The sequence below is a fragment of the Azonexus caeni genome, from assembly GCF_048146105.1.
GTDB lineage: Bacteria > Pseudomonadota > Gammaproteobacteria > Burkholderiales > Rhodocyclaceae > Azonexus > Azonexus aromaticus_B.
The window spans coordinates 1-21403 of sequence record NZ_JBKJAD010000026.1; the positions used below are offsets into that span (position 1 = coordinate 1).

The following is a 21403-nucleotide window of genomic DNA, read 5'->3' on the forward strand; positions in this document are numbered from 1 at the left end:
GCAGTTTATGCTCCACGCTTCCTCCCCACGCTCGGTCGCCCTCACGCAGTTGCGCTTCACTTCGTTCGTCGTGATCAACTTACGGCGGGACTTACACCCGCAGGAGTGCGCCCGTGCCGGGCGCACACGAAAAAGGCGGCCCGCTGGCCGCCTCGCATTTACGCCCGGCGCATTCTCAGGCCGGCACGCCGAGGATGACGTGACTGGCCTTGATCAGCGCCGTTGCCGGTTCGCCAAGCTTGAGCCCGAGTTCGAGCACCGCTTCGTTGGTGACCACCGAATGGACGACCGTACCGCCGGCCAGCGTGATACCGACTTCGGTATTGACGGCGCCCTTGGTCAGCGCGCTGACCGTGCCGGCGAGCTGGTTGCGCGCCGAGAAGCGAACGTCCGGCGCCCCCGACAGCAGCATCACCCACGGCGCCTTGACGTAGGCGACGGCGTCCTTGCCGACCGCCAGGCCGAGCGACTGAACGCTACCCTCTGTGACGATTGCGACAATTTTGTCGCCTCCCGACAAGGTGAGCTCGACTTCGGCGTTGACCGCACCGTCGGTCAAGGCGGTGATTTTTCCTGCAAAAACATTGCGTGCGCTGACATTCATGGCGTTCTCCTTGGTTATCAATCCGACTGGCCCGCTTTTCGCTATATACGACAATAAGCAACGTAACCAACCCGGCTTGTTGGCAATATAACCAACCCATTTATGAACAGACAACCATAGCGCCTCGATAATTTTCCGGTAAACTCGAAATCGTTATATATCGAAAGACATAACATAATGGATCAAGCCCTTCCCCGCCTGCGCAGCAAGCTCGAATTCGACGGCCCGCTCGGCAGCTATCTGGGCGACACCCGCATCCGCCTGCTCGAGGCGATCGACCAGCAAGGCTCGATCTCGCAGGCAGCAAAAGCCGTGCCGCTGTCGTACAAGGCGGCCTGGGATGCCGTCGACGCGATGAACAACCTGGCCGATCAACCGCTGGTGCTGCGCTCGACCGGCGGCAAGCACGGCGGCGGTACGCAACTCACCGATTACGGACGCAAGGTGATCGCCCTCTACCGGGCGCTCGAAGCCGAGTACCAGGCGGCGCTCGACCGCCTGACGGCGAGCATGAACGACGGCCAGGCGAGCGATTTCCAGCAGTTCAGCCAGTTGTTGAAGCGCATGTCGATGAAGACCAGCGCCCGCAATCAGTTCGCCGGCAAGATCGTCGGCCTGCGCGAAGGCAACGTCGACTTCGAGGTCCGCCTCAAGCTCGACGAGGAGAACGAACTGGTTGCCGTTATCACCGGCGAATCGGCGGAATACCTCGGGCTGGCCATCGGCATGGAGATCAACGCCCTGGTCAAGTCGTCGTCGGTGCTGCTGCTCAACGATCCGGCGGTCAGAACCACCGCCCGCAACCACCTGTGGGGCGAAATCACCCGCATCCACGAAGGCCCGGTCAATTCCGAAGTGACGCTGGCGATGAAGAACGGCAAGTCGGTGTGCGCCGTCGTCACCCACGACAGCGTCGACAAGCTCGGCCTGGCCGTCGGCGGACAAGCCTGCGCCGTGTTCAAGGCTTCGTCCGTCATTCTCTGCAAGTACGCCTGACCTCTTTCAACCCATCCAGGAGAACCCCCATGAAGCGCCTGTCCGCCCTTTTTGTCGCCCTGCTCGCCGCTGTCGGCGCGCACGCTGCCGAAGTCCAGGTTGCCGTCGCCGCCAATTTCACCGCGCCGATGCAGCAGATTGCCGCCGATTTCGAGAAGGACACCGGCCACAAGGCCGTCCTCTCCTTCGGCGCCACAGGCAAGTTCTACGCCCAGATCGTCAACGGCGCGCCGTTCGAAGTCTTCCTCGCCGCTGACGACACAACCCCGGCCAAACTGGAGAAAGAAGGGCATGCCGTCGCCGGCAGCCGTTTCACTTACGCCGTCGGCAAGCTGGTGCTGTGGTCGGCCAAAGCCGATTTCGTCGATGCCAAGGGGGCGGTTTTGAAAAACGGCAATTTCAACAAGCTGTCCATCGCCAACCCGAAAACCGCCCCCTACGGCGCGGCCGCCATTGAAACGCTGAACAAGCTCAAGCTGCTGGACGCCGTGCAGGCGAAATTCGTTCAGGGTGAAAACATTTCGCAAACCCTGCAATTCGTTTCCACCGGCAACGCCGACCTCGGTTTCGTCGCCCTGTCGCAGGTATTCAAGGAGGGCAAGCTGACCAGCGGTTCGGCCTGGATCGTTCCCGGCGAATTCCACGAGCCGATCTACCAGGACGCCGCCATTCTCGCCAAGGGCAAGGACAGCGCCGCCGCCGCCGCCCTGCTCGCCTACCTCAAGGGCGACAAGGCGAAAGCGGTGATCAAGTCCTTCGGTTACGACCTGCGCTGACGGCAAACAGGCGGATCGAGCATGACGACGACGCGCAGGACGGCCAGCGGCTTCGCCACCGGTTTTGCCATCGGCAATCTCGGCGGAATGATCGGACTGGGGGGCGCGGAATTCCGCCTTCCCCTGCTGGTCGGCCATTTCCGCCTGGATGCCCTGTCCGCGATCATCCTCAACAAAGCCTGCAGCCTGGTCGTCGTCGCCACCGCCCTGCTGATCCGCAGCACCAGCATCTCCCCCAGCGAGTTGTGGGCGCAACGCGGCATCGTCTTCAATTTGCTGGCTGGCAGCCTGCTCGGCGCCTGGTGGGCGGCCGGCCATGCCATGAGCATACCGAAGCAACGCCTGAACGCCTTCATCCTCGTTCTGCTGCTTGGCCTGGGGCTGTTCATGCTGGCCGAAGCCGTCATCGGCCAGGGCTCCGTCACGCAACTACTGATCACCGACCCGACCGTCCAGTTGCTGGCCGGCATCGGCGCCGGCCTTCTGATCGGCATGGTCGCGGCCTTTCTGGGCGTCGCCGGAGGAGAATTGCTGATCCCGACGATCGTCCTGCTCTACGGCAGCGATATCAAACTGGCCGGCAGCCTGTCGCTCGCCGTCAGTCTGCCCACCATGCTGACCGGCTTCCTGCGTTACCGGTCGGCAGCGGCATTTTCCGTATTGCGCCAGGAGGCCACCCTGTTTCAGGCATTGACGCTGGGTTCGATACTCGGCGCGATTGCCGGCGGATTGATGCTCGGCTGGCTGGATGCCAGACTGCTGACCGGCGGACTTGGCCTGTTGCTGCTCATCTCTGCCTGGAAGACCTTTCGCCACAGCGCCTCAATGAAAAACCATGTACCTGACTGACACCGACCTCCAGGCCATCTGGCTGACCCTCCGTCTGGCCGGCATCACGACGCTGATCCTGCTCCTGATCGGCACCCCGATCGCCTGGGGACTGGCGCGCTGCCGGGCCTGGTGGAAGGGCCCGCTGGGCGCCGTCGTCGCGCTGCCGCTGGTGTTGCCGCCGTCGGTGCTGGGTTTCTACCTGCTGCTGGCGATGGGACCGAACGGCCCGGTCGGCCACCTCACCCAGTCGCTCGGCCTGGGCACGCTGCCCTTCACCTTCTGGGGGCTGGTCGTCGCCTCGGTCTTCTATTCGCTACCCTTCATGGTGCAGCCGCTGCAGGGCGCTTTCGAAGCGATCGGCGAGCGGCCGCTGGAAGTGGCCGCGACCCTGCGCGCCTCGCCGCTCGATACTTTCTTCACCGTCGCCGTGCCGCTGGCGCTGCCCGGTTTCATTACCGCCGGCATCCTGACCTTCGCCCACACCGTCGGCGAGTTCGGCGTCGTGCTGATGATCGGCGGCAACATCCCCGGCGTCACCCGGGTGGCGTCGGTCCAGATCTACGACCATGTCGAGGCCATGGAATACATGGATGCCCACCGCCTGGCGGGCGTCATGCTGGCCTTCTCCTTCCTCGTGCTGCTGGCGATGTACGTCTGGCGGCCGGGCGCCCGGAAGGGAGGCTGAGATGCCGGAAATCGCCGCCCGCTTCAAACTCGACTGGCCCGGCTTCAGTCTCGACGTCGACCTGCACCTGCCCGGCAAGGGCGTGACTGCACTGTTCGGCCACTCCGGTTCCGGCAAGACGACGCTATTGCGCTGCATCGCCGGTCTCGAACGACCGGCGCATGGCCGCCTGGTGTTCAACGACCGCACCTGGCAGGACGCCGGCACCTGGCTACCGACGCACCGCCGGCCGATCGGCTATGTTTTCCAGGAAGCCAGCCTGTTTCCCCACCTGTCGGTGCTCGGCAACCTCGAATACGGACGCCAGCGCAGCGCTGGCACGGCACGGGTGGCGCTCGATCAGGCGGTGGCGCTGCTCGGCATCGACCACCTGCTGCAGCGCAAGCCGGACAGTCTGTCGGGCGGCGAACGGCAGCGCGTCGGCATCGCCCGTGCGCTCGCCGTCAGCCCGGAAATCCTGCTCATGGACGAACCGCTGGCGGCGCTTGACCTCAAACGCAAACAGGAAATCCTGCCCTATCTCGAACGCCTGCACGACCAACTCGACATCCCGGTCATCTACGTCAGCCACGCGCCGGATGAAGTCGCCCGGCTGGCCGACCACCTGGTCGTCCTCGACGCTGGCCGCGTCATCACTGCCGGCCCGCTGGCCGAGACGCTGGCCCGCATCGACCTGCCGATCCGCCTCGGCGAGGACGTCGGCGTCGTCCTCGAAGCGACGGTCGACCACATCGACGAAACCTGGCAACTGATGCGCGTCACCTTCCCCGGCGGCAGCCTGTGGACGCGCGCCCGCGACCTGCCGCCGGGACGCCGCGTGCGGGTGCGCGTGCTGGCCCGTGACGTTTCGCTGGCGATCGACGAACCCGGGCCCAGCAGCATCCAGAACATCCTGCCGGCGACCGTCGATGCCGTCGGCCCGGACGAACACCCCGGCCTGCTGCTGGTTCGCGTCGCGCTCGGCGAAAGCCGGCTGGTCGCCCGTCTGACCCGGCGCTCGGCCGAGCAGCTCGGCATCGTCGCCGGCCGGCCGGTGCATGTGCAGGTCAAATCCGTTGCCTTGATGGAGTGAAGCCGTGAATCCCTACACCTTGCCCGACCATGAACTCGAACGCCTGCTTGGCGAGGACGTTCCCGCTGGCGATGCGACGACGCTGGCGCTGGGCATCGGCGAGCGCCCCGGTCGTCTCGATTTTCGAGCGCGTTACGAGATGGTCGTCTGCGGCAGCGAGGAAGCCCGCCGCCTCGGCGAACTGCGCGGCCTGACGGCGACCGGTGCGATGGTCGCGAGCGGTACACCGCTCGCTGCCGGCGCCACCATCCTCAGCCTCGAAGGCCCGGCCGCCGGCCTGCACACGGTCTGGAAAACCGCCCAGACGCTGATGGAATACCTGTCCGGGATCGCCACCAGCACTGCCGCCATCGTCGCCGCCGCGCAGCGCGGCGACCCCGACTGCGCCGTGGTATGCACGCGCAAGAACTTTCCCGGCACCAAGGCGGCGGCCGTCAAGGCGGTCCTCGCCGGCGGCGCCAGCCCGCACCGCCTGAGCCTCTCGGAAACGCTGCTGATCTTCGCCGAACACCGCGCCTTTCTCGACGCAACGCCGGCCGCCAGCATCGCCCGCCTGCGCCGCCGCTGGCCGGAACGGGCGATCGTCGTCGAAGTCGGCGATCTCGCCGAAGCGCAAACCTGGGCGCAAGCCGGCGCCGATATCGTGCAACTGGAGAAATGGCCGGTCGAGGCAGTCGCCGACATCATCCGGCAATTGCCCGGCACGCGAATTGCTGCGGCGGGTGGTATCAACGCCAGCAACGCCGAGGCCTACGCCCGTGCCGGCTGCCGCATCCTGGTCAGCAGCGCGCCGTATTTCGCCGGTCCGCGCGATGTGGCGGTGACCCTGTCCGCGCTGTAGGCGCCTGTAGGTTTCCCGACAAGTCGACCATGAAAATCGCCATCGCCACCAAGAACCACCTCGAAGTCAGCGGCCATGCCGGCCAGTGCCGGCACTGGCTGATCTATGACCTGAGCCAGCATCAGAGCAACCAGCTATTGCCGGCGCCCGCCTTCGTCGAACTGGACAAGACGGAGATCCTGCACAGTTTCGCCGACGACCGCGCCCATCCGCTCGACGGCATCGATCTCATCGTCTGCGCCAGCGCCGGCGACGGCTTCATCCGCCACATGAAGAAACGCGGCTGCGAGGTGCTACGCACCGGCGAAACCGACCCGGCCCTAACGATCACCCGCATCCTCGCCGGCGAAGCGCTGTCCGACCCGCGCTTCGACATCACCACTTCGCTGTGCAAACTGCGCGACCTGTTCTCGCGCCACTGAACGCAGTTGCTTAGTCACCCAGCTCGATCTGGCCGCTGACCGTCGTCGTCAGCTGGCTTTCGCCGGCTTCCAGCGGCGCCGGCGCGGCTTCCGCCAGCATCGCCTTGGCCGCCCGGAAGACCGGCACCGGCATCGGCCCGCCCTGCTGCGACACCGCTAGCTGCTTGATCTTCCAGGGTTTGCCGAGCGCCGCGGCGATCACTTCGGCACGCGCCTGGAAGGCGCGGATGGCGTCACGCGTCGCTTCGTCCTCGACCTTGCGCCGTGTTTCCGGCGACGGCATCTGGCTGACCTGGCCGACCGCCAGCTTGCGTTGCTGCAATTCGCCGAGCAACTCGGAGACCGCCGCCAGATCGTGCGATTCGAGGACCAGTTCGCTGCGCATCTGCCAGCTTTCGATCTTCTGCTCCCGGCCATAAACCGGATAGGTGGACTGGTTGCCGCTTTTTACCTGAACCCCGGCCTTGCCGCGGATCAGTTGCAGCGCGCCGGCGATTTCCTGGTTGACCTGGCGCGCCAGCACGGCCGGATTGGCGCCGCGCGCTTCAACGAAAACCACCGCCTGAACCTGGTCGTTGGCCGCCGGCCGCGACGCCTCCGCCGCCAGATCGACGGTAGTGCCGGCCTGCGCCACGGAAACGCCAAACCAGGCGAGGGAGACAACAAACCGGGAAAATGCTTTCATGAGTAAACTCCTGCGTTGACCGGAACCGATCATAACGAGCATCCCATCCGGCTGCCCAAATCCAAAAGTAAAAATATGTTTCGTCCTGGTAAAGCGGGCACAGGTTCTTCTTGTTTCCGACTCTGCCTTTTGTAATACTTGCTCCCCCATGATCAACGTCCTCCCCATCGATCGCCATACCGTCGACGACGCCCCCCCCGAAGAAGGCTCACGCCGCATCATCAACGGAGAAGAGCGCGTCTATTACGACGGCTACTGGATCAAGGCCTACCAGGTTCCGGCGGATACGCTGGAGGCGAAGAAACGCCTGATCGACGCGCTGACCCGCCGCCTGTTCAATCATACCGAGCACGGCCTCAACATCCCGGGCACCCGGCTCGCCGAAGCGCGCGCCGCGTTCGAGGCGGAAGAGGATGCCGCCCGCCGCCGGATCAAGGGGGCGATGCTGGCCGGCGCGCTGTTCAACCGCGCCGCCGACATCTTCCGCAAACTGGTCGAACTACAGGCCTGCGGCATCGAGATCCTCAGCGACAATCCGCTGATGCGCGAATGCGGCCGTTGCCTGCTGGAAGCCATGGAACTGGGCAGGAACGTGCTGCACCGTAGCGGCGAGGAAGGCATCGACGAACTGTGGGGTGAACCGTTCCGCGCCTTCTCGATCCCGCTCGAGGATTTCTACGAAAGCCGCTACATCAAGATCGGCCAGACGATGCGCGACATCGACCGGATCGCCAACTGCATGATCGCCAACATCGCCCGCCTGCCGGCGTTCGCCGGCGCCGAACCGGTCATTCTCGACCTCGCCCGGGCAGCCAAGATCAAGACCGAGACCCTGCGTACCGACCCGGACATCTTCGACGTCTGGGCGATCATGGTCACTGCCGGCGAGCGGCTCGACGCCCTCACCCCGAACCCGCTCGACTGCAACTGCAGCGTCGAACACGATATCGCCGTCGGCCTCCAGCTACTGCGCCAGGGCCGCGACCTGATTTTCTACATCACCCGCGCCCGGACGCCGATGCCCAAGAGCACCCGGGAATTCGTCGAGCGCTGCGAAACCTTCCACAGCAGCGGCCACGCACCGATGACCCATTTCCGCCAGGACTGAAGCCCCTTCAGTTCGATTCGCAGCGATTGCGGCCGCTCCCCTTGGCCTTGTACAGCAATTCATCGGCCTGACGGAACACATCCTTGACCATGCTGCTGGCTGGCGACACGCAGACCGCGCCGACCGAAACCGTGACCCGGCCCCAGGACTCGTTGCGTTCGTGCGGCAGGTTCAGCGCCGCCACCGCCTCGACGATCGAAAGACCGACGCCGACATGCACTCCCGGTGGCGCTTCGGGAATGATCACCGAGAATTCCTCGCCACCATAGCGCGCGGCGAAGGCGCCCGGCGCCAGCCGGTCGGCGTCGGCCCGCATGGCCACGCCGTCGATGGCCGCGGCGACGGCCCGCAGACAGTCGTCGCCAGACTGATGCCCGTAATGGTCGTTGTATTTCTTGAAATTATCGACATCGATCATCAGCAGGCTGAAGGCCTTGCCTTTCTGGACCGCGGTTTCCCACAGGGTGTCGATGCGCATGTCCATCGCCCGCCGGTTGAAAAGGCCGGTCAGACCGTCATGATTCGCCTGGTCCTGCAGCTTGCCGTTGGCTTGCGCCAGACGCGAGCGGAGCGCGGCAATCCGCGACATTGCCTTCATCTTCGCCTGCAGGACGCCTTCCGGAGAACTCTTGGAAATGAAATCGTCGCCCCCCGCTTCGATCGCCGTGATCAAGTTGGTGTCGCTGTCTGTTGCCGTCACGAAGATGATCGGCGTCCAGGCCCAGGGTTCATGCCCTTCCAGCCCGCGAATCCGGGTTGTCGTCTCGAAACCGTTCATCCCCGGCATCTCGATGTCCATCAACACGAGGTCGAAGGATTCGTTGCGAAACATGTCGATCGCCGCTTGACCGTTGTTCGCATGGCGCACTTCGTGACCGAAGGATTCCAGACGTGCCGTCGTGATCATGGCGATCGCGCGCGAGTCATCGACCAGAAGGATTTTCATGACACTGTGAATTCATAAAAAGAGCCGACAGCATACCCTTTTATCCCGCACCGGGGTAGCACGAAAGTCTTATACAGCGACACACTGTCGACAGATAGGCAAGCACCGCAGCACTCGATCCGGTTTAATCTAGCCGTAACATTAACGCAACAAAATGAGCATCTTGAAGCCTATACTTGAGAAACCCCTTCCGGATCGCGCGCCATGATCAACAACGACCAGCCTTCACGCTTCCCGTCCGACAACTACCTCAACCGTGAGCTCGGCCTGCTTGCCTTCAATCGCCGCGTGATGGCCCAGGCGCAGGACGAACGGATGCCGCTGCTGGAGCGCCTGCGTTTCCTGTGCATCGTCTCCAGCAACATGGACGAATTCTTCGAAATCCGCGTTTCCGGCCTGAAGGAACAAATCCGCGCCAAATCGTCGGTAACGACGATCGACGGCAAGACGGCGCAGGAGACCTTCCGTCTGGTCGCCGCCGAAGCGCACGCCATCGTGCACGAGCAATACCAGCATCTCAACGACGTGATCCTGCCGGCGCTGGCCGAACAGGGCATCCGCTTCCTGCGCCGCTCGACCTGGAACGAAGCGCAGCGCGAATGGATCCGCGACTATTTCATTCGCGAAATGGTGCCGGTATTGACGCCGATCGGCCTCGACCCGTCGCACCCCTTCCCGCGCGTCCTCAACAAGAGCCTCAATTTCGCCGTCGAACTCGAAGGCAAGGATGCCTTCGGCCGCAGTTCCAACATCGCCATCGTCCAGGCGCCGCGCGTGCTGCCGCGCGTCATCCAGCTCCCCGAGGAACTCGCCGGCTGTGCTTACGGTTTCGTCTTCCTGTCATCGATCCTGCACGAATTCGTCGGCGAGCTGTTCATGGGCATGACCGTGCTCGGCTGCTACCAGTTCCGGGCGACGCGCAATTCCGACCTCTTCGTCGACGAGGAAGAAGTCACCAACCTGCGCACCAAGCTGCAGGGGGAACTGCCGCAACGCCATTTCGGAAACGCCGTGCGCCTCGAAGTCGCCGACAACTGTTCGCCGGCAATCACCGAATTCCTGCTCGCGCAGTTCGGTCTGCAGGCGGTCGACCTCTACCGCGTGCACGGCCCGGTCAATCTGGTCCGCCTGATGCAGGTGCCGGACTGGGTCGATCGTCCGGACATGAAATTCCGCCCTTTCATCCCGGGCACCCCGAAAGGCCTGAGCAAGGGCGTCAGCATCTTCGACAGCATCCGCAAGGGTGACATCCTGCTGCACCATCCCTACCAGTCGTTCGCGCCGGTCATCGAACTGCTCAGCCAGGCGGCGACCGACCCGGCCGTGGTGGCAATCAAGATGACGGTGTATCGCACCGGCACCGATTCGGTGCTGATGGAGTCGCTGGTCCGCGCCGCCCAGAACGGCAAGGAAGTCACCGTCGTCGTCGAACTGATGGCGCGTTTCGACGAGGAAGCCAATATCAGCTGGGCGACCAAGCTCGAACAGGTCGGCGCCCACGTGGTGTACGGCGTCGTCGGCTACAAGGTGCACGCCAAGGCGCTGCTCATCGTCCGCCGCGAGGAAGCCGGCCTCAAGCGCTACGCGCACCTCGGCACCGGCAATTACCACCCGCGCACCGCCCGCCTCTATTCCGACTTCGGCCTGATGACCGCCAACGAGGAAATCACCCACGACGTTTCCGAGGTTTTCAAGCAACTCACCGGCCTGGGCAAGGCGCGTACCCTGAAACACCTGTGGCAGGCGCCGTTCACGCTGCAGCAGAACGTCGTCGCGGCGATCCAGGCCGAGGCCGAAGCGGCGCGCAACGGCCAGAAGGCGCGCATAGTCGCCAAGATGAATTCGCTGGTCGAACGCGAGGTCATCCACGCACTCTACGAAGCTTCGCAGGCCGGCGTCGACATCGAACTGATCGTCCGCGGCGTCTGCATGCTGCGTCCCGGCGTCCCCGGCCTTTCCGAGAAGATCCGCGTCCGCTCGATCATCGGCCGTTTCCTCGAACACCACCGCGTGATGTACTTCTACGCTGGCGGCAAGGAAAACGTCTATCTCTCTTCCGCCGACTGGATGGACCGCAACTTCTTCAAGCGCATCGAACTCGGCTTCCCGCTGCTCGACCCGCGCCTGAAGAAGCGCGTGATCACCGAAGGGCTCAAGTTCTACCTGGCCGACAACCAGCAAGGCTGGGACATGAACAGCCAGGGACACTATCAGCGCCGCCGCTCGCTACGCAGCAAACCGCACAATGCGCAGGGCGAACTGATGGTGACGCTGGGCGGCTGACTCCACCAAGTCAGCGATGACGCAATCCTGCCCCAGCGCGGGCGCCGATCTGATCTTGACTGTGCCGCTGCCGGAAGTCCTGACCTGGGCCGGCAGCGGTCTGGCGCTCCTGGTCGTAGGCATACTGCTGTTCCGCAACCGGCTGCCGTCGCGCGCCCCCGATTTCCTCGGCGGTGGTGTCGGCGGTATCGGCTTCATGCTCATCGTGTACGGCGCCCTGCTGTTGCTGGTTTTCGCCCCCAGCGAGTATTTCGTCGAGCGCATCGTCGTCTCGCCGAGCAGCACCTGCGCGGCGCGTGGTTTCTGGTTCTGGCGACAGCCACCACTGCGCCTCGAGCATGCCGATATCGTCAGCCTGCGCCGGACGAGCGACGCCAAGGGCGATCCGCAACTGGAAGTCCGGCTGCGTGACGGCAGCCTGCAGCGCAAGTGGCTACCGTCCCTGTGGACCGACAACGAAGCGCAGATCGAAGCCGCCTGGCGGCGGCTCGGCATCGGCAGCGAATGGGGGCCGCTTACTGACCGATGACGTCGCTGCCGGCGGGCGGCGTGAAGCGGAACAGGGTCGCCGGCAGCGCCGGGTTGCGCTCGCTGCGCTGCAGCCGGATCAGCGTCGTCTGACCGAAGTTGTCGAACAGCTCCATCACCTTCATTTCCTTGCCGAGCAGGCCGATGCGCACTTTCTCGAAGCCGCTCTCGGCAGTCTTCGGCGTCGCCTCGACCCACGAGAGGCCGTCGCGCTCGCCGCCTTCCCTGAGCACGAAGTTCTTTTCCAGCGCATTGCTGCCGGCGAGCAGCGCCGCCGGCGAGGCGCCGATCGCGTCGCCGGCCGGGCGCACCGTGACCTGCTGCAGTTCCGGATCGTGAATCCAGATCTTTTCGCCGTCGCCGACCACCAGTTGCGGATAGGGCTTGAGGATTTCCCAGCGCAGCTTGCCCGGCCGCAGGATCGCCAGCTTGCCCGAGGATTCCTGGGGCTTGCGGCCGTTGCGGGCGAGCACCGACTGGTCGAAGTCGGCGCGGTAGCTGCGGGTGTCGTCGAGGAAGGCGCGCAACTGGTCGATGGCACCGGCGTGGGCGAAGGCCGGAGCGAGGACGAAGGCGGCAGCGAGAAGTTTCCGGGTGAGGTTCATGGGCGCAGCTTACGCCGGCCTGTGGGCCGGCGCTGTTTCAATGTGTAAGGGTTTGTCACGCCGGCCGCGTCATTCGGCCGGCTTCTTCATCAGCACTTCGCGACCGCCGCGACCGTCCATCGCCGACACCAGGCCGGCGTTTTCCATCGCCTCGATCAGCCGCGCCGAGCGGTTGTAGCCAATGCGCAGGTGGCGTTGCACCAGCGAGATCGAGGCGCGCTGGTTCTTCAGCACGATGTCGACCGCCTGGTCGTAGAGCGGATCGCTCTCGGCGTCGCCGCCACCTTCGCCGGCCTCGCCGCCTTCCTCGTCGCCACCGGCGCCGCTCAGGATGTCCTCGACGTATTCCGGGGCGCCGTTCGCCTTGAGGTGCTCGACGACGCGATGCACTTCATCGTCGGAAACAAAGGCGCCATGGACGCGGGTCGGATAGCCGGTGCCCGGCGCCAGATAAAGCATGTCGCCCTGGCCGAGCAGCGCTTCGGCGCCCATCTGGTCGAGGATGGTGCGCGAATCGATCTTGCTCGACACCTGGAAGGCGATGCGCGTCGGAATGTTGGCCTTGATCAGGCCGGTGATCACGTCGACCGACGGGCGCTGCGTCGCCAGCACCAGGTGGATGCCGGAGGCACGCGCCTTCTGGGCGAGGCGGGCGATCTGCTCCTCGACCTTCTTGCCGACCACCATCATCAGGTCGGCCAGTTCGTCGATGATGACGACGATGTAGGGCATGTGCTTGAGCGGCTCCGGGGTTTCCGGGGTCAGGCTGAGCGGATTCGGGATGTGCTCGCCGCGCTTCTCGGCGTCCTTGATCTTGGTGTTGAGGCCGGCGATGTTGCGCACGCCCATCGCCGACATCAGCTTGTAACGCTTTTCCATCTCGGTGACGCACCAGTGCAGCGCGTTGGCCGCCTGCTTCATGTCGGTGACGACCGGCGCCAGCAAGTGCGGGATGCCCTCGTAGATCGACAGTTCGAGCATCTTCGGGTCGACCATGATGAGACGGACGTTTTCCGGCTCGGACTTGTAGAGCATCGACAGGATCATCGCGTTGACCCCGACCGACTTGCCCGAACCGGTGGTGCCGGCGACCAGCAGGTGCGGCATGCGGGCCAGGTCGGCGACCACCGGCAGACCGCCGATGTCCTTGCCGAGACAGACGGTGAGCGGGCTGCCCATGTCGTTGTAGGGCTTGCTGGAAATGATCTCGGACAACTTGACCATCTGCCGCTTCGAATTCGGCAACTCGAGGGCCATGCACGACTTGCCGGGCACCGTCTCGACGACGCGGATCGACACCATGGCCAGCGCCCGCGCCAGGTCGCGCGCCAGATTGACGATCTGCGCGCCCTTGACGCCGACCGCCGGCTCGATTTCGTAGCGGGTGACGACCGGCCCCGGCAAGGCGGCGATCACCTTGACCTGGACGCCGAAGTCGGCGAGCTTCCTTTCGATCAGGCGCGAGGTGAATTCCAGGGTTTCGGCGCTGACCGTCTCGGTCGCCGGCGGCGCCGGGTCGAGCAGGTGCAGCGGCGGCAACGTGCCGCCGACGATCGCCTCGGGGAACAGCATCGCCTGCTTCTCGCGTTCGACACGGGCTTCCGCCTTCTTCGACACCGGCACTTCCGGCGGCGGCGTGTCGATGAAGATCGGTTCGTGCAGTTCGACGCGCCGCTTCTCCTCCTCGACGACGACTTCGCGGCGCTGCGCGACCTCCTTGCCGATGCGCCGGTCGCGCCAGGCATCGATCTGCCCGTAAACGAACAGGGTCAGCGCCTCGAGCAGCAGGCCGAGCTTTTCAAAGGCCCAGATCCACGACATCCCGGAAAATGCGCTCCAGGCGACGCCGATCAGCGCCAGCAGGAGCAGCGTCGCGCCGGTGAAACCGAACAGGCCAGCCAGCCAGCGGCTCAATTCGACGCCAAGCATACCGCCTGCCGCCAGCGGCAACTGGACGTCGAGGCTGTGGAAACGCAGCGCTTCCAGCGCACAACTGGCAAGCAGCAGGACAATGAAACCGGGCACGGCCAGGTAGGTCGTATGCGCCGCTCCCTGGCCGCTGGCGTGCAGCTTGCGGAAACCCCACCAGACGAGCATGCCGAGCAGGACCACCCACCACCAGGCGGAAAGTCCAAAGACGTAGAGCAGCAGATCGGCGACCCAGGCACCGGCCCGGCCCGCCGGGTTCTGCGGACTGCCGCTGCCGACCGCGTGCGACCAACCGGGGTCGGTACGCTGGAAGCCCCACAGCGCCATGACCAGGAACAGCGCCAGTGCGCCAACCCCGAGCCAGCGGGATTCCTGCAGCAGGCTACCGATCTTGTCGGGCATCGGACTGGGGTCGTTTCGTCTTGCCATTGAATTCCTTAATCCCGTTCCATGACTACTACGAACGGTGTAAATCATTTCAAGTCATACAGTTAGCTGAGAATTATAAACCGGTTTGATAGATTGGTTACGATCACCCACAAAACGCCGCTCCATTAGGCGGCTATAATTTTCGCCATTCCATCCCAAGGCAGAGACCCAAATGACAACCCGTCACACCCCACTGATCATTCTCGGTTCCGGCCCGGCCGGCTACACCGCCGCCGTTTACGCCGCACGCGCCAACCTCAAACCGGTGCTGATCACCGGCATGGCCCAGGGGGGCCAGCTGATGACCACCACCGAAGTCGACAACTGGCCGGCCGACGCCGACGGCGTGCAGGGACCGGAACTGATGCAGCGTTTCGAGAAGCACGCCGCCCGCTTCGACACCGAAATCATCTTCGACCACATCCACACCACCAAGCTGACCGAAAAGCCCTTCACGCTGGTCGGCGACAGCGGCACCTACACCTGCGACGCACTGATCATCGCCACCGGCGCCTCGGCGATGTACCTCGGCCTGCTGTCCGAACAGGAATTCATGGGCAAGGGCGTCTCCGCCTGCGCCACCTGCGACGGCTTCTTCTACCGCAACAAGCCGGTCGCCGTCGTCGGCGGCGGCAACACCGCGGTCGAAGAAGCGCTCTACCTGGCCAACATCGCCAGCCATGTCACGCTGATCCACCGCCGCGACAAGTTCAAGGCCGAGAAGATCATGCAGGACAAGCTGTTCCAGAAGGAAAAGGAAGGCAAGGTCACGATCCTGTGGAACAGCACGCTCGACGAGGTGCTCGGCGATGCGTCCGGTGTCACCGGCCTGGCGATCAAGAACGTGCAGTCCGGCGAAGTGAAGAAGGTCGACGTGCACGGCGTCTTCATCGCCATCGGCCACAAGCCGAACACCGACATCTTCGCCGGCCAGCTCGACATGGACCACGGCTACATCGTCACCCAGGCGGGACGCAACGGCAACGCGACGCAGACCAGCATCCCCGGCGTCTTCGCCGCCGGCGACGTGCAGGACCAGATCTACAAGCAGGCCTGCACCTCGGCCGCCAGCGGTTGCATGGCCGCACTCGACGCCGAGCGCTACCTCGACAATCTTGGCCACCAAGGCTGACCAGGGCTCGCTGAAGGACGGCCTGCGGGCCGTCTGGCGGCAACGCGCGGCGCCCCCGGTCGCCGCGTCGCCCGCAGCGCCGGCGCCCGAGACGGCGCCAAACACCGGCAAGACCGACGAAGGCGCCCTCTTCCGCCAGGCGGTGGCTGGCGTCCGGCCGCTGCCCGACGCCAACCGGGTGATCCTGGACAAGCCACCATCGCGCCGCGTCGCCGCCTCCCAGGCGCCAGCCGAATGCCATCCGGGACGCCCTGTGCCCCGCGACGACGCGCTGCCCGCCGGTTGGCAGGACGACACTCGCCCGCGGCGCCTGCCCGACGATCCCGAGCAGGCGGCCTTCGTCCTCGCGATGACCGGCGTCGAACCACTGCCGGACAAGAACCTGGCGGCGCTCACCAAGCCGCTGCCGCGACCGGCGCCGGAACAATCACAGGCCGACCGCCAGGCGGTGCTGCACGAGAGCCTGCACGCGCCGATCGCGCTGCAGGACCGGCTCGAAGGCGGCGACGAAGCGGCCTACCTGCGCCCCGGCCTGGCGCAGACGCTGTTGCGCGACCTGCGCCGCGGGCGCTGGGTGGTGCAGGACGAGATCGACCTGCACGGCCTGAACCGCGAGCAGGCGCGTCACCTGATCGCCGGTTTCCTGCATACCTGCCTGCACCAGGGCAAGCGTTGCCTGCGCATTGTGCATGGCAAAGGGCACGGTTCGCCGCACAAGCTGTCGGTGCTGCGCCAACTGGTGCGCGGCTGGCTGGCGCAGCGTCACGAAGTCCTCGCCTATTGCCAGGCCAAGCCGCAGGACGGCGGCGAAGGCGCCCTGCTGGTCCTGCTGCGCGCGCCGAAAAGCTGAGGCCAAAAAAAATGCGCCCCGCAGGGCGCATTCCTTGAACTGTAAAAACAGGCGATCAGACGATCAGCGGCACGATCAGCAGCGCAACCAGGTTGATGATCTTGATCAGCGGGTTGACCGCCGGGCCGGCCGTGTCCTTGTAGGGATCGCCGACCGTGTCGCCAGTGACCGCCGCCTTGTGCGCATCGGAACCCTTGCCGCCGAAGTGGCCGTCCTCGATGTACTTCTTGGCGTTGTCCCAGGCGCCGCCGCCGGTGGTCATCGAGATGGCGACAAAGAGGCCGGTGACGATGGTGCCGACGAGCAGACCGCCGAGCGCCTGCGGCCCGAGCAGCAGGCCGACGACGATCGGCACGGCGACCGGCAGGATAGACGGAATCATCATTTCCTTGATCGCCGCAACGGTCAGCATGTCGACCGCGCGGGAGTAGTCGGGCTTGGCCGTGCCTTCCATGATGCCGGCGATTTCCTTGAACTGACGCCGCACTTCGACGACGACGGCGCCAGCCGAACGACCGACCGCCTCCATCGCCATCGCGCCGAACAGGTAGGGAATCAGGCCGCCGATGAAGAGGCCGATGATCACCATGTGGTTGGAGAGGTCGAAGGTGAATACCTGGCCGGTCGCCGCTTCCAGCGCATGCGTGTAGTCGGCGAACAGGACCAGCGCGGCAAGACCGGCGGAACCGATGGCGTAGCCCTTGGTCACCGCCTTGGTGGTGTTGCCGACGGCGTCGAGCGGATCGGTGACGGCGCGCACTTCCGGCGGCAGTTCGGCCATTTCGGCGATACCACCGGCGTTGTCGGTGATCGGACCGTAGGCGTCCAGCGCGACGACAATGCCAGCCATCGACAGCATCGAGGTGGCGGCGATCGCCAGCCCGTACAGACCACCGACCGAGTAGGCCGCCCAGATCGAGGCGCAGACCGAAAGCACCGGCAGCGCCGTCGCCTTCATCGAAACGCCGATGCCGGCGATGATGTTGGTCGCATGACCGGTCTGGCAGGCCGAAGCGACATGCTTGACCGGCGCGTATTCCGTCCCGGTGTAGTACTCGGTGATCCAGACCATCGCCGCGGTCAGCACGAGGCCGATGACGGCACAGGTGAACATGCTGCCCGTCGTCACCTGCACCGCCGCATCGCCAGCACCGATCAGCCAGGAGGTCACCGGGTAGTAGAAGGCCAGCGCCAGCACGCCGGCGACGATCAGGCCCTTGTACAGCGCGCCCATGATCTTGCCGCCGTCCGAAGTCTTGACGAAGTAGCAGCCGACGATCGAGGCGATGATCGACACCGCGCCCAAGGCCAACGGATAGAGAATCAGCGCGTCGCCGAGAACGGCCGAAGTCTTCAGCATCAGCGCACCGAGCACCATGGTGGCGACAACGGTCACGACATAGGTCTCGAACAGGTCGGCCGCCATGCCGGCGCAATCGCCGACGTTGTCACCGACGTTGTCGGCGATCACCGCCGGGTTGCGCGGATCGTCCTCGGGAATCCCGGCTTCCACCTTGCCGACGAGGTCGGCGCCGACGTCGGCACCCTTGGTGAAGATGCCGCCGCCGAGACGGGCAAAGATCGAGATCAGCGACGAACCGAAGGCGAGACCGATCAGCGCATGCAACGCCGCATCCTGGCTCAGGCCGAAGGCCTGCATGCCACCGTAGTAACCGGCGATACCGAGCAGGCCGAGACCGACCACCAGCATGCCGGTGATCGCGCCGCCCTTGAAGGCCACGTCAAGCGCCGGCGCAATGCCCCCGCGTGCCGCTTCGGCGGTACGCACATTGGCGCGGACGGAAACGTTCATGCCGATGAAGCCGGCGGCACCGGAGAGCGTGGCGCCGATGACGAAACCCACCGCCGTCGCCATGCCCAAGAAGATGGCGATCAACACCGCCATCACCACGCCAACCATCGCGATGGTCTTGTACTGCCGGCTCAGATAAGCGGCCGCCCCTTCCTGGATCGCCTTGGCGATTTCCTGCATGCGCTCGTTCCCCGCCGGCAACGCAAGAATCGAACGACTGGACAACCAGCCGTAAATGACCGCCAACCCCGCACATAACAACGCCAACCACAATGCAGAAGACATTACTTCTCCCTCTCTTTTGACTGACAAAAATTGAACAGACTATTTCTCCGCAATATTTTCCGGACGGCAAGACACAGCCCGGACACGGATGCGCCTGGGCTGTTACCGGAAAAGGAGGAAAACGGGTGCTTGTCGGTCTGTGCCGAATCGGGTCTTGTCTGGAAAACCGCGCCGACCGCGACAGCGCTTCCGGGTACCGCGTGGAAGGCTGGCCGCGTCGTCATACTCTGGCCCTTAGTTCAGGGACATGACACGGCCGGACATACCGACCCTGTCATCGCCACATGCCTCACGGCATGCCGGGAAGATTGGGGATAGGTGACGGCGGTTGCCGTCACATCTTCTCTCTACCTGAATGATGTACATGAAATCCCGCTTGCCACTGAATCGTTGGAGAATCCTGACTGACGGATGAGGGGAACCCCCTCAGGCGAAGGAAATTACCCGCTTTTGCCGGGTCGGTCAAACGATTTGCTCAGACTTGGTGCAAATCGCTGGCAATGACATGAAAAACCGCCTGGCATGCACCACTCCGGAAACGAAAACGGGACGGCTGACGCCGTCCCGCTCGCTCCACCGCGCCTGGTGGCAGGTGATCAGATGGCCGCTTCGTTGGTCTCGCCGGTGCGAATACGAACAACCTGTTCGACGCTGGTGACGAAGATCTTGCCGTCACCGATCTTGCCGGTGCGCGCCGCCTTGACGATGGCGTCGATCGCCGGATCGACCTGCGGACCGGCGACGACGATCTCGATCTTGATCTTGGGCAGGAAATCGACGACGTACTCGGCGCCGCGATACAGCTCGGTATGGCCCTTCTGGCGACCGAAGCCCTTGACCTCGGTGACCGTCAGGCCGGTGATGCCGACTTCCGACAGCGCCTCGCGCACTTCGTCGAGCTTGAACGGCTTGATGATGGCTTCGATTTTTTTCATGTCTGTATCCCTCTTCTCTCTCGATTGATGCTCAATATTCGTCAGCATACCGGTTGGTGATCGGGTAGCGCCAGTCCTTGCCGAAACTGCGCGGCGTGATGCGGATGCCGACCGGCGCCTGGCGCCGCTTGTACTCGGCGATGCGCAGCAGGCGGACGACGCGGCGAACGTCGGCTTCGGGCAGACCGGCGGCGATGATCTCGCGCGGGCTGCGGTCCTCTTCCATGTAGGCGCGGACGATGGCGTCGAGCACCTCGTATTCGGGCAGCGAATCCTGGTCCTTCTGGTCCGGCTTCAGCTCGGCCGAGGGCGGGCGGACGATGATGTTCTCGGGAATCACCGGCGCGCCGCTGCACAGCGTGTTGCGGTAGCGTGACAGACGATAGACCAGGGTCTTGTAGACATCCTTGATCACCGCGAAGCCGCCGGCCATGTCGCCGTACAGCGTGCAGTAGCCGACCGCCATCTCCGACTTGTTGCCGGTGGTCAGAACCAGCTTGCCGGTCTTGTTGGAGAGCGCCATCAGCAGGTTGCCGCGGATCCGCGCCTGGATGTTCTCTTCGGTCGCGTCGCTGGGCAGGCCGGCGAACAGCGGCGCCAGCATGGCTTCGTAGGTCGCCATGGCCGGGGCGATGGCGATTTCGTCGTAGCTGCAGCCCAACTGGCGGATCATCTCGCGCGAATCGTCGAGACTCATCTGCGCCGTGTAGGGCGACGGCATCATCACCGCGTGCACCTTGTCGGCGCCGAGCGCGTCGACCGCGACGCACAGCGTCAGCGCCGAATCGATGCCGCCTGAGAGGCCGATGATCGCCCCCTTGAAGCCACTCTTGCCGATGTAGTCACGCACCCCCATGACCAGCGCCGAGTAGGCCTCGGCCTCGAGCGACAGGGGCTCGACGAGTTCGGCGGAATTCAGGCGCGGTCCGTCGACGTCGACGATGCCCAAGACTTCTTCAAACTGCGGCAGGCGCATGGCGACCTGGCGGCGCGCGTCGAGGGCGAAGGAGCCGCCGTCGAAAACGAGTTCATCCTGGCCGCCAACCAGATTGCAATAGATGGCGGGAATGCCGGTGGCGGCAATCCGCTCGCCGAGCACCTCGGCGCGCTCCTGCTGCTTCTCCAGGTGGCAGGGCGAGGCATTGAGCACCAGCACGATTTCTGCGCCAGCCTGGCAGGCCGCCTCGAAGGCGCCGGTTTCCCAGATGTCGGCGCAGATGTTGATGCCACAACGGACGCCGCCGAGTTCGACGACGCAGGCCGCGCGCCCGGCGTCGAAATAGCGCTTCTCGTCGAAGACGTCGTAATTGGGCAGGCGCATCTTGCGGTAGACGGCAAGCGGACGGCCGTTTTCGATGACCGTCGCAGCGTTGTAGCAGGCGCCTTCATGTTCTTCCGGGTGGCCGACGACCAGCGCAATCCCGTCGATGCGGGCGGCCAGATCGTCGAGCGCCCGCTGGCAGGCACGGTAGAAATCCGGGCGCAGCAGCAGGTCTTCCGGCGGATAGCCGCTCAATGCCAGCTCCGGCGTCAGCAGCACCTGCGCACCGCGGGCTTTGGCCGCGGCGGCACAGGCGACGATGCGGTCGACGTTGCCGGTCAGGTCACCGACGACGGCGTTGAACTGGGCAACGGCGATACGCAGCAT

General features: G+C 64.7%; 20 protein-coding genes. 12 read left to right on the forward strand and 8 right to left on the reverse strand.

Going from position 1 to position 21403, the window contains the following annotated elements:
- Positions 1–175: 175 nt before the first annotated feature.
- Positions 176–604, reverse strand: coding sequence for a TOBE domain-containing protein (locus ACLIIZ_RS18385; RefSeq protein WP_416694533.1), 429 nt, complete (start codon positions 602–604; stop codon positions 176–178).
- A gap of 177 nt (positions 605–781) precedes the next feature.
- Here ACLIIZ_RS18385 and ACLIIZ_RS18390 point away from each other — a divergent pair, with 177 nt between their 5' ends.
- Genes ACLIIZ_RS18390 through ACLIIZ_RS18420 form a run of 7 tightly spaced genes read left to right on the forward strand, consistent with a single transcriptional unit; the run spans position 782 to position 6227 of the window.
- Positions 782–1600 carry a TOBE domain-containing protein gene (locus tag ACLIIZ_RS18390; protein WP_416694536.1) on the forward strand — a complete coding sequence of 273 codons (819 nt, stop codon included), beginning with the start codon at positions 782–784 and terminating at the stop codon, positions 1598–1600.
- Between the two features lie 29 nt (positions 1601–1629).
- The gene (modA, locus tag ACLIIZ_RS18395; RefSeq protein ID WP_416694539.1) at positions 1630–2376 is read left to right on the forward strand and encodes a molybdate ABC transporter substrate-binding protein; all 747 of its coding nucleotides are present in this window, start codon (positions 1630–1632) and stop codon (positions 2374–2376) included.
- 21 nt (positions 2377–2397) lie between these two features.
- The gene (locus ACLIIZ_RS18400) at positions 2398–3225 is read left to right on the forward strand and encodes a TSUP family transporter (RefSeq protein WP_416694541.1); all 828 of its coding nucleotides are present in this window, start codon (positions 2398–2400) and stop codon (positions 3223–3225) included.
- The gene (gene modB / locus ACLIIZ_RS18405; RefSeq protein ID WP_416694543.1) at positions 3212–3892 is read left to right on the forward strand and encodes a molybdate ABC transporter permease subunit; all 681 of its coding nucleotides are present in this window, start codon (positions 3212–3214) and stop codon (positions 3890–3892) included. The genes ACLIIZ_RS18400 and modB overlap by 14 nt, the downstream gene beginning before the upstream one ends.
- Before the next feature lies 1 nt (position 3893).
- Positions 3894–4964, forward strand: a complete 1071-nt coding sequence (gene modC, locus ACLIIZ_RS18410; protein ID WP_416694545.1) for a molybdenum ABC transporter ATP-binding protein — start codon at positions 3894–3896, stop codon at positions 4962–4964.
- 4 nt (positions 4965–4968) lie between these two features.
- Entirely contained in the window at positions 4969–5805 is an 837-nt protein-coding gene (gene modD, locus ACLIIZ_RS18415; RefSeq protein WP_416694547.1) for a ModD protein, read from the forward strand.
- Between the two features lie 29 nt (positions 5806–5834).
- A complete protein-coding gene (locus ACLIIZ_RS18420; protein ID WP_416694550.1) occupies positions 5835–6227 on the forward strand; it encodes a NifB/NifX family molybdenum-iron cluster-binding protein in 393 nt (130 codons plus the stop codon).
- A 10-nt stretch (positions 6228–6237) separates the two neighbouring features.
- On the opposite strand, the gene ACLIIZ_RS18425 is transcribed toward ACLIIZ_RS18420, so the two are convergent.
- A complete protein-coding gene (locus ACLIIZ_RS18425; RefSeq protein ID WP_416694553.1) occupies positions 6238–6912 on the reverse strand; it encodes an SIMPL domain-containing protein in 675 nt (224 codons plus the stop codon).
- 148 nt (positions 6913–7060) lie between these two features.
- Between ACLIIZ_RS18425 and ACLIIZ_RS18430 the strand changes: the two genes are divergently transcribed.
- Positions 7061–8020 (forward strand): hypothetical protein, encoded by a 960-nt coding sequence (locus ACLIIZ_RS18430; protein WP_416694555.1) that lies wholly within the window; start codon positions 7061–7063, stop codon positions 8018–8020.
- A gap of 7 nt (positions 8021–8027) precedes the next feature.
- Here the strand turns inward: ACLIIZ_RS18430 and ACLIIZ_RS18435 are convergent, their stop codons facing one another.
- Complete coding sequence (locus ACLIIZ_RS18435) at positions 8028–8966, reverse strand: GGDEF domain-containing response regulator (RefSeq protein WP_416694557.1); 939 nt, start codon at positions 8964–8966, stop codon at positions 8028–8030.
- Positions 8967–9170: 204 nt separating this feature from the next.
- Between ACLIIZ_RS18435 and ppk1 the strand changes: the two genes are divergently transcribed.
- Both ppk1 and ACLIIZ_RS18445 read left to right on the forward strand, forming a co-directional pair.
- Positions 9171–11249 carry a polyphosphate kinase 1 gene (gene ppk1 / locus ACLIIZ_RS18440; protein WP_416694559.1) on the forward strand — a complete coding sequence of 693 codons (2079 nt, stop codon included), beginning with the start codon at positions 9171–9173 and terminating at the stop codon, positions 11247–11249.
- Between the two features lie 16 nt (positions 11250–11265).
- Positions 11266–11778, forward strand: coding sequence for a hypothetical protein (locus ACLIIZ_RS18445; RefSeq protein WP_416694562.1), 513 nt, complete (start codon positions 11266–11268; stop codon positions 11776–11778).
- Here ACLIIZ_RS18445 and lolA read toward each other — a convergent pair.
- Together lolA and ACLIIZ_RS18455 are read right to left on the reverse strand one after the other, a co-directional pair.
- Positions 11765–12382: an outer membrane lipoprotein periplasmic chaperone LolA gene (gene lolA, locus ACLIIZ_RS18450; protein ID WP_416694565.1), complete on the reverse strand. Its 618-nt coding sequence runs from the start codon at positions 12380–12382 to the stop codon at positions 11765–11767. The genes ACLIIZ_RS18445 and lolA overlap by 14 nt on opposite strands.
- Positions 12383–12451: 69 nt before the next feature.
- The gene (locus ACLIIZ_RS18455) at positions 12452–14740 is read right to left on the reverse strand and encodes a DNA translocase FtsK (RefSeq protein ID WP_416694568.1); all 2289 of its coding nucleotides are present in this window, start codon (positions 14738–14740) and stop codon (positions 12452–12454) included.
- Between the two features lie 172 nt (positions 14741–14912).
- On the opposite strand from ACLIIZ_RS18455, the gene trxB reads away from it, so the two are divergent.
- On the forward strand, positions 14913–15872 hold the full coding sequence (gene trxB / locus ACLIIZ_RS18460) for a thioredoxin-disulfide reductase (RefSeq protein WP_416694571.1): 960 nt from the start codon (positions 14913–14915) through the stop codon (positions 15870–15872).
- Positions 15856–16722 carry a Smr/MutS family protein gene (locus tag ACLIIZ_RS18465; protein WP_416694574.1) on the forward strand — a complete coding sequence of 289 codons (867 nt, stop codon included), beginning with the start codon at positions 15856–15858 and terminating at the stop codon, positions 16720–16722. The genes trxB and ACLIIZ_RS18465 overlap by 17 nt, the downstream gene beginning before the upstream one ends.
- A 55-nt stretch (positions 16723–16777) precedes the next feature.
- Here ACLIIZ_RS18465 and ACLIIZ_RS18470 read toward each other — a convergent pair whose 3' ends face one another.
- From ACLIIZ_RS18470 to ACLIIZ_RS18480, 3 genes are all read right to left on the reverse strand, one after another.
- Positions 16778–18820, reverse strand: a complete 2043-nt coding sequence (locus ACLIIZ_RS18470) for a sodium-translocating pyrophosphatase (RefSeq protein ID WP_416694576.1) — start codon at positions 18818–18820, stop codon at positions 16778–16780.
- Positions 18821–19416: 596 nt separating this feature from the next.
- Positions 19417–19755, reverse strand: a complete 339-nt coding sequence (locus ACLIIZ_RS18475) for a P-II family nitrogen regulator (protein WP_416694579.1) — start codon at positions 19753–19755, stop codon at positions 19417–19419.
- Between the two features lie 31 nt (positions 19756–19786).
- Positions 19787–21403: an NAD+ synthase gene (locus ACLIIZ_RS18480; protein ID WP_416694582.1), complete on the reverse strand. Its 1617-nt coding sequence runs from the start codon at positions 21401–21403 to the stop codon at positions 19787–19789.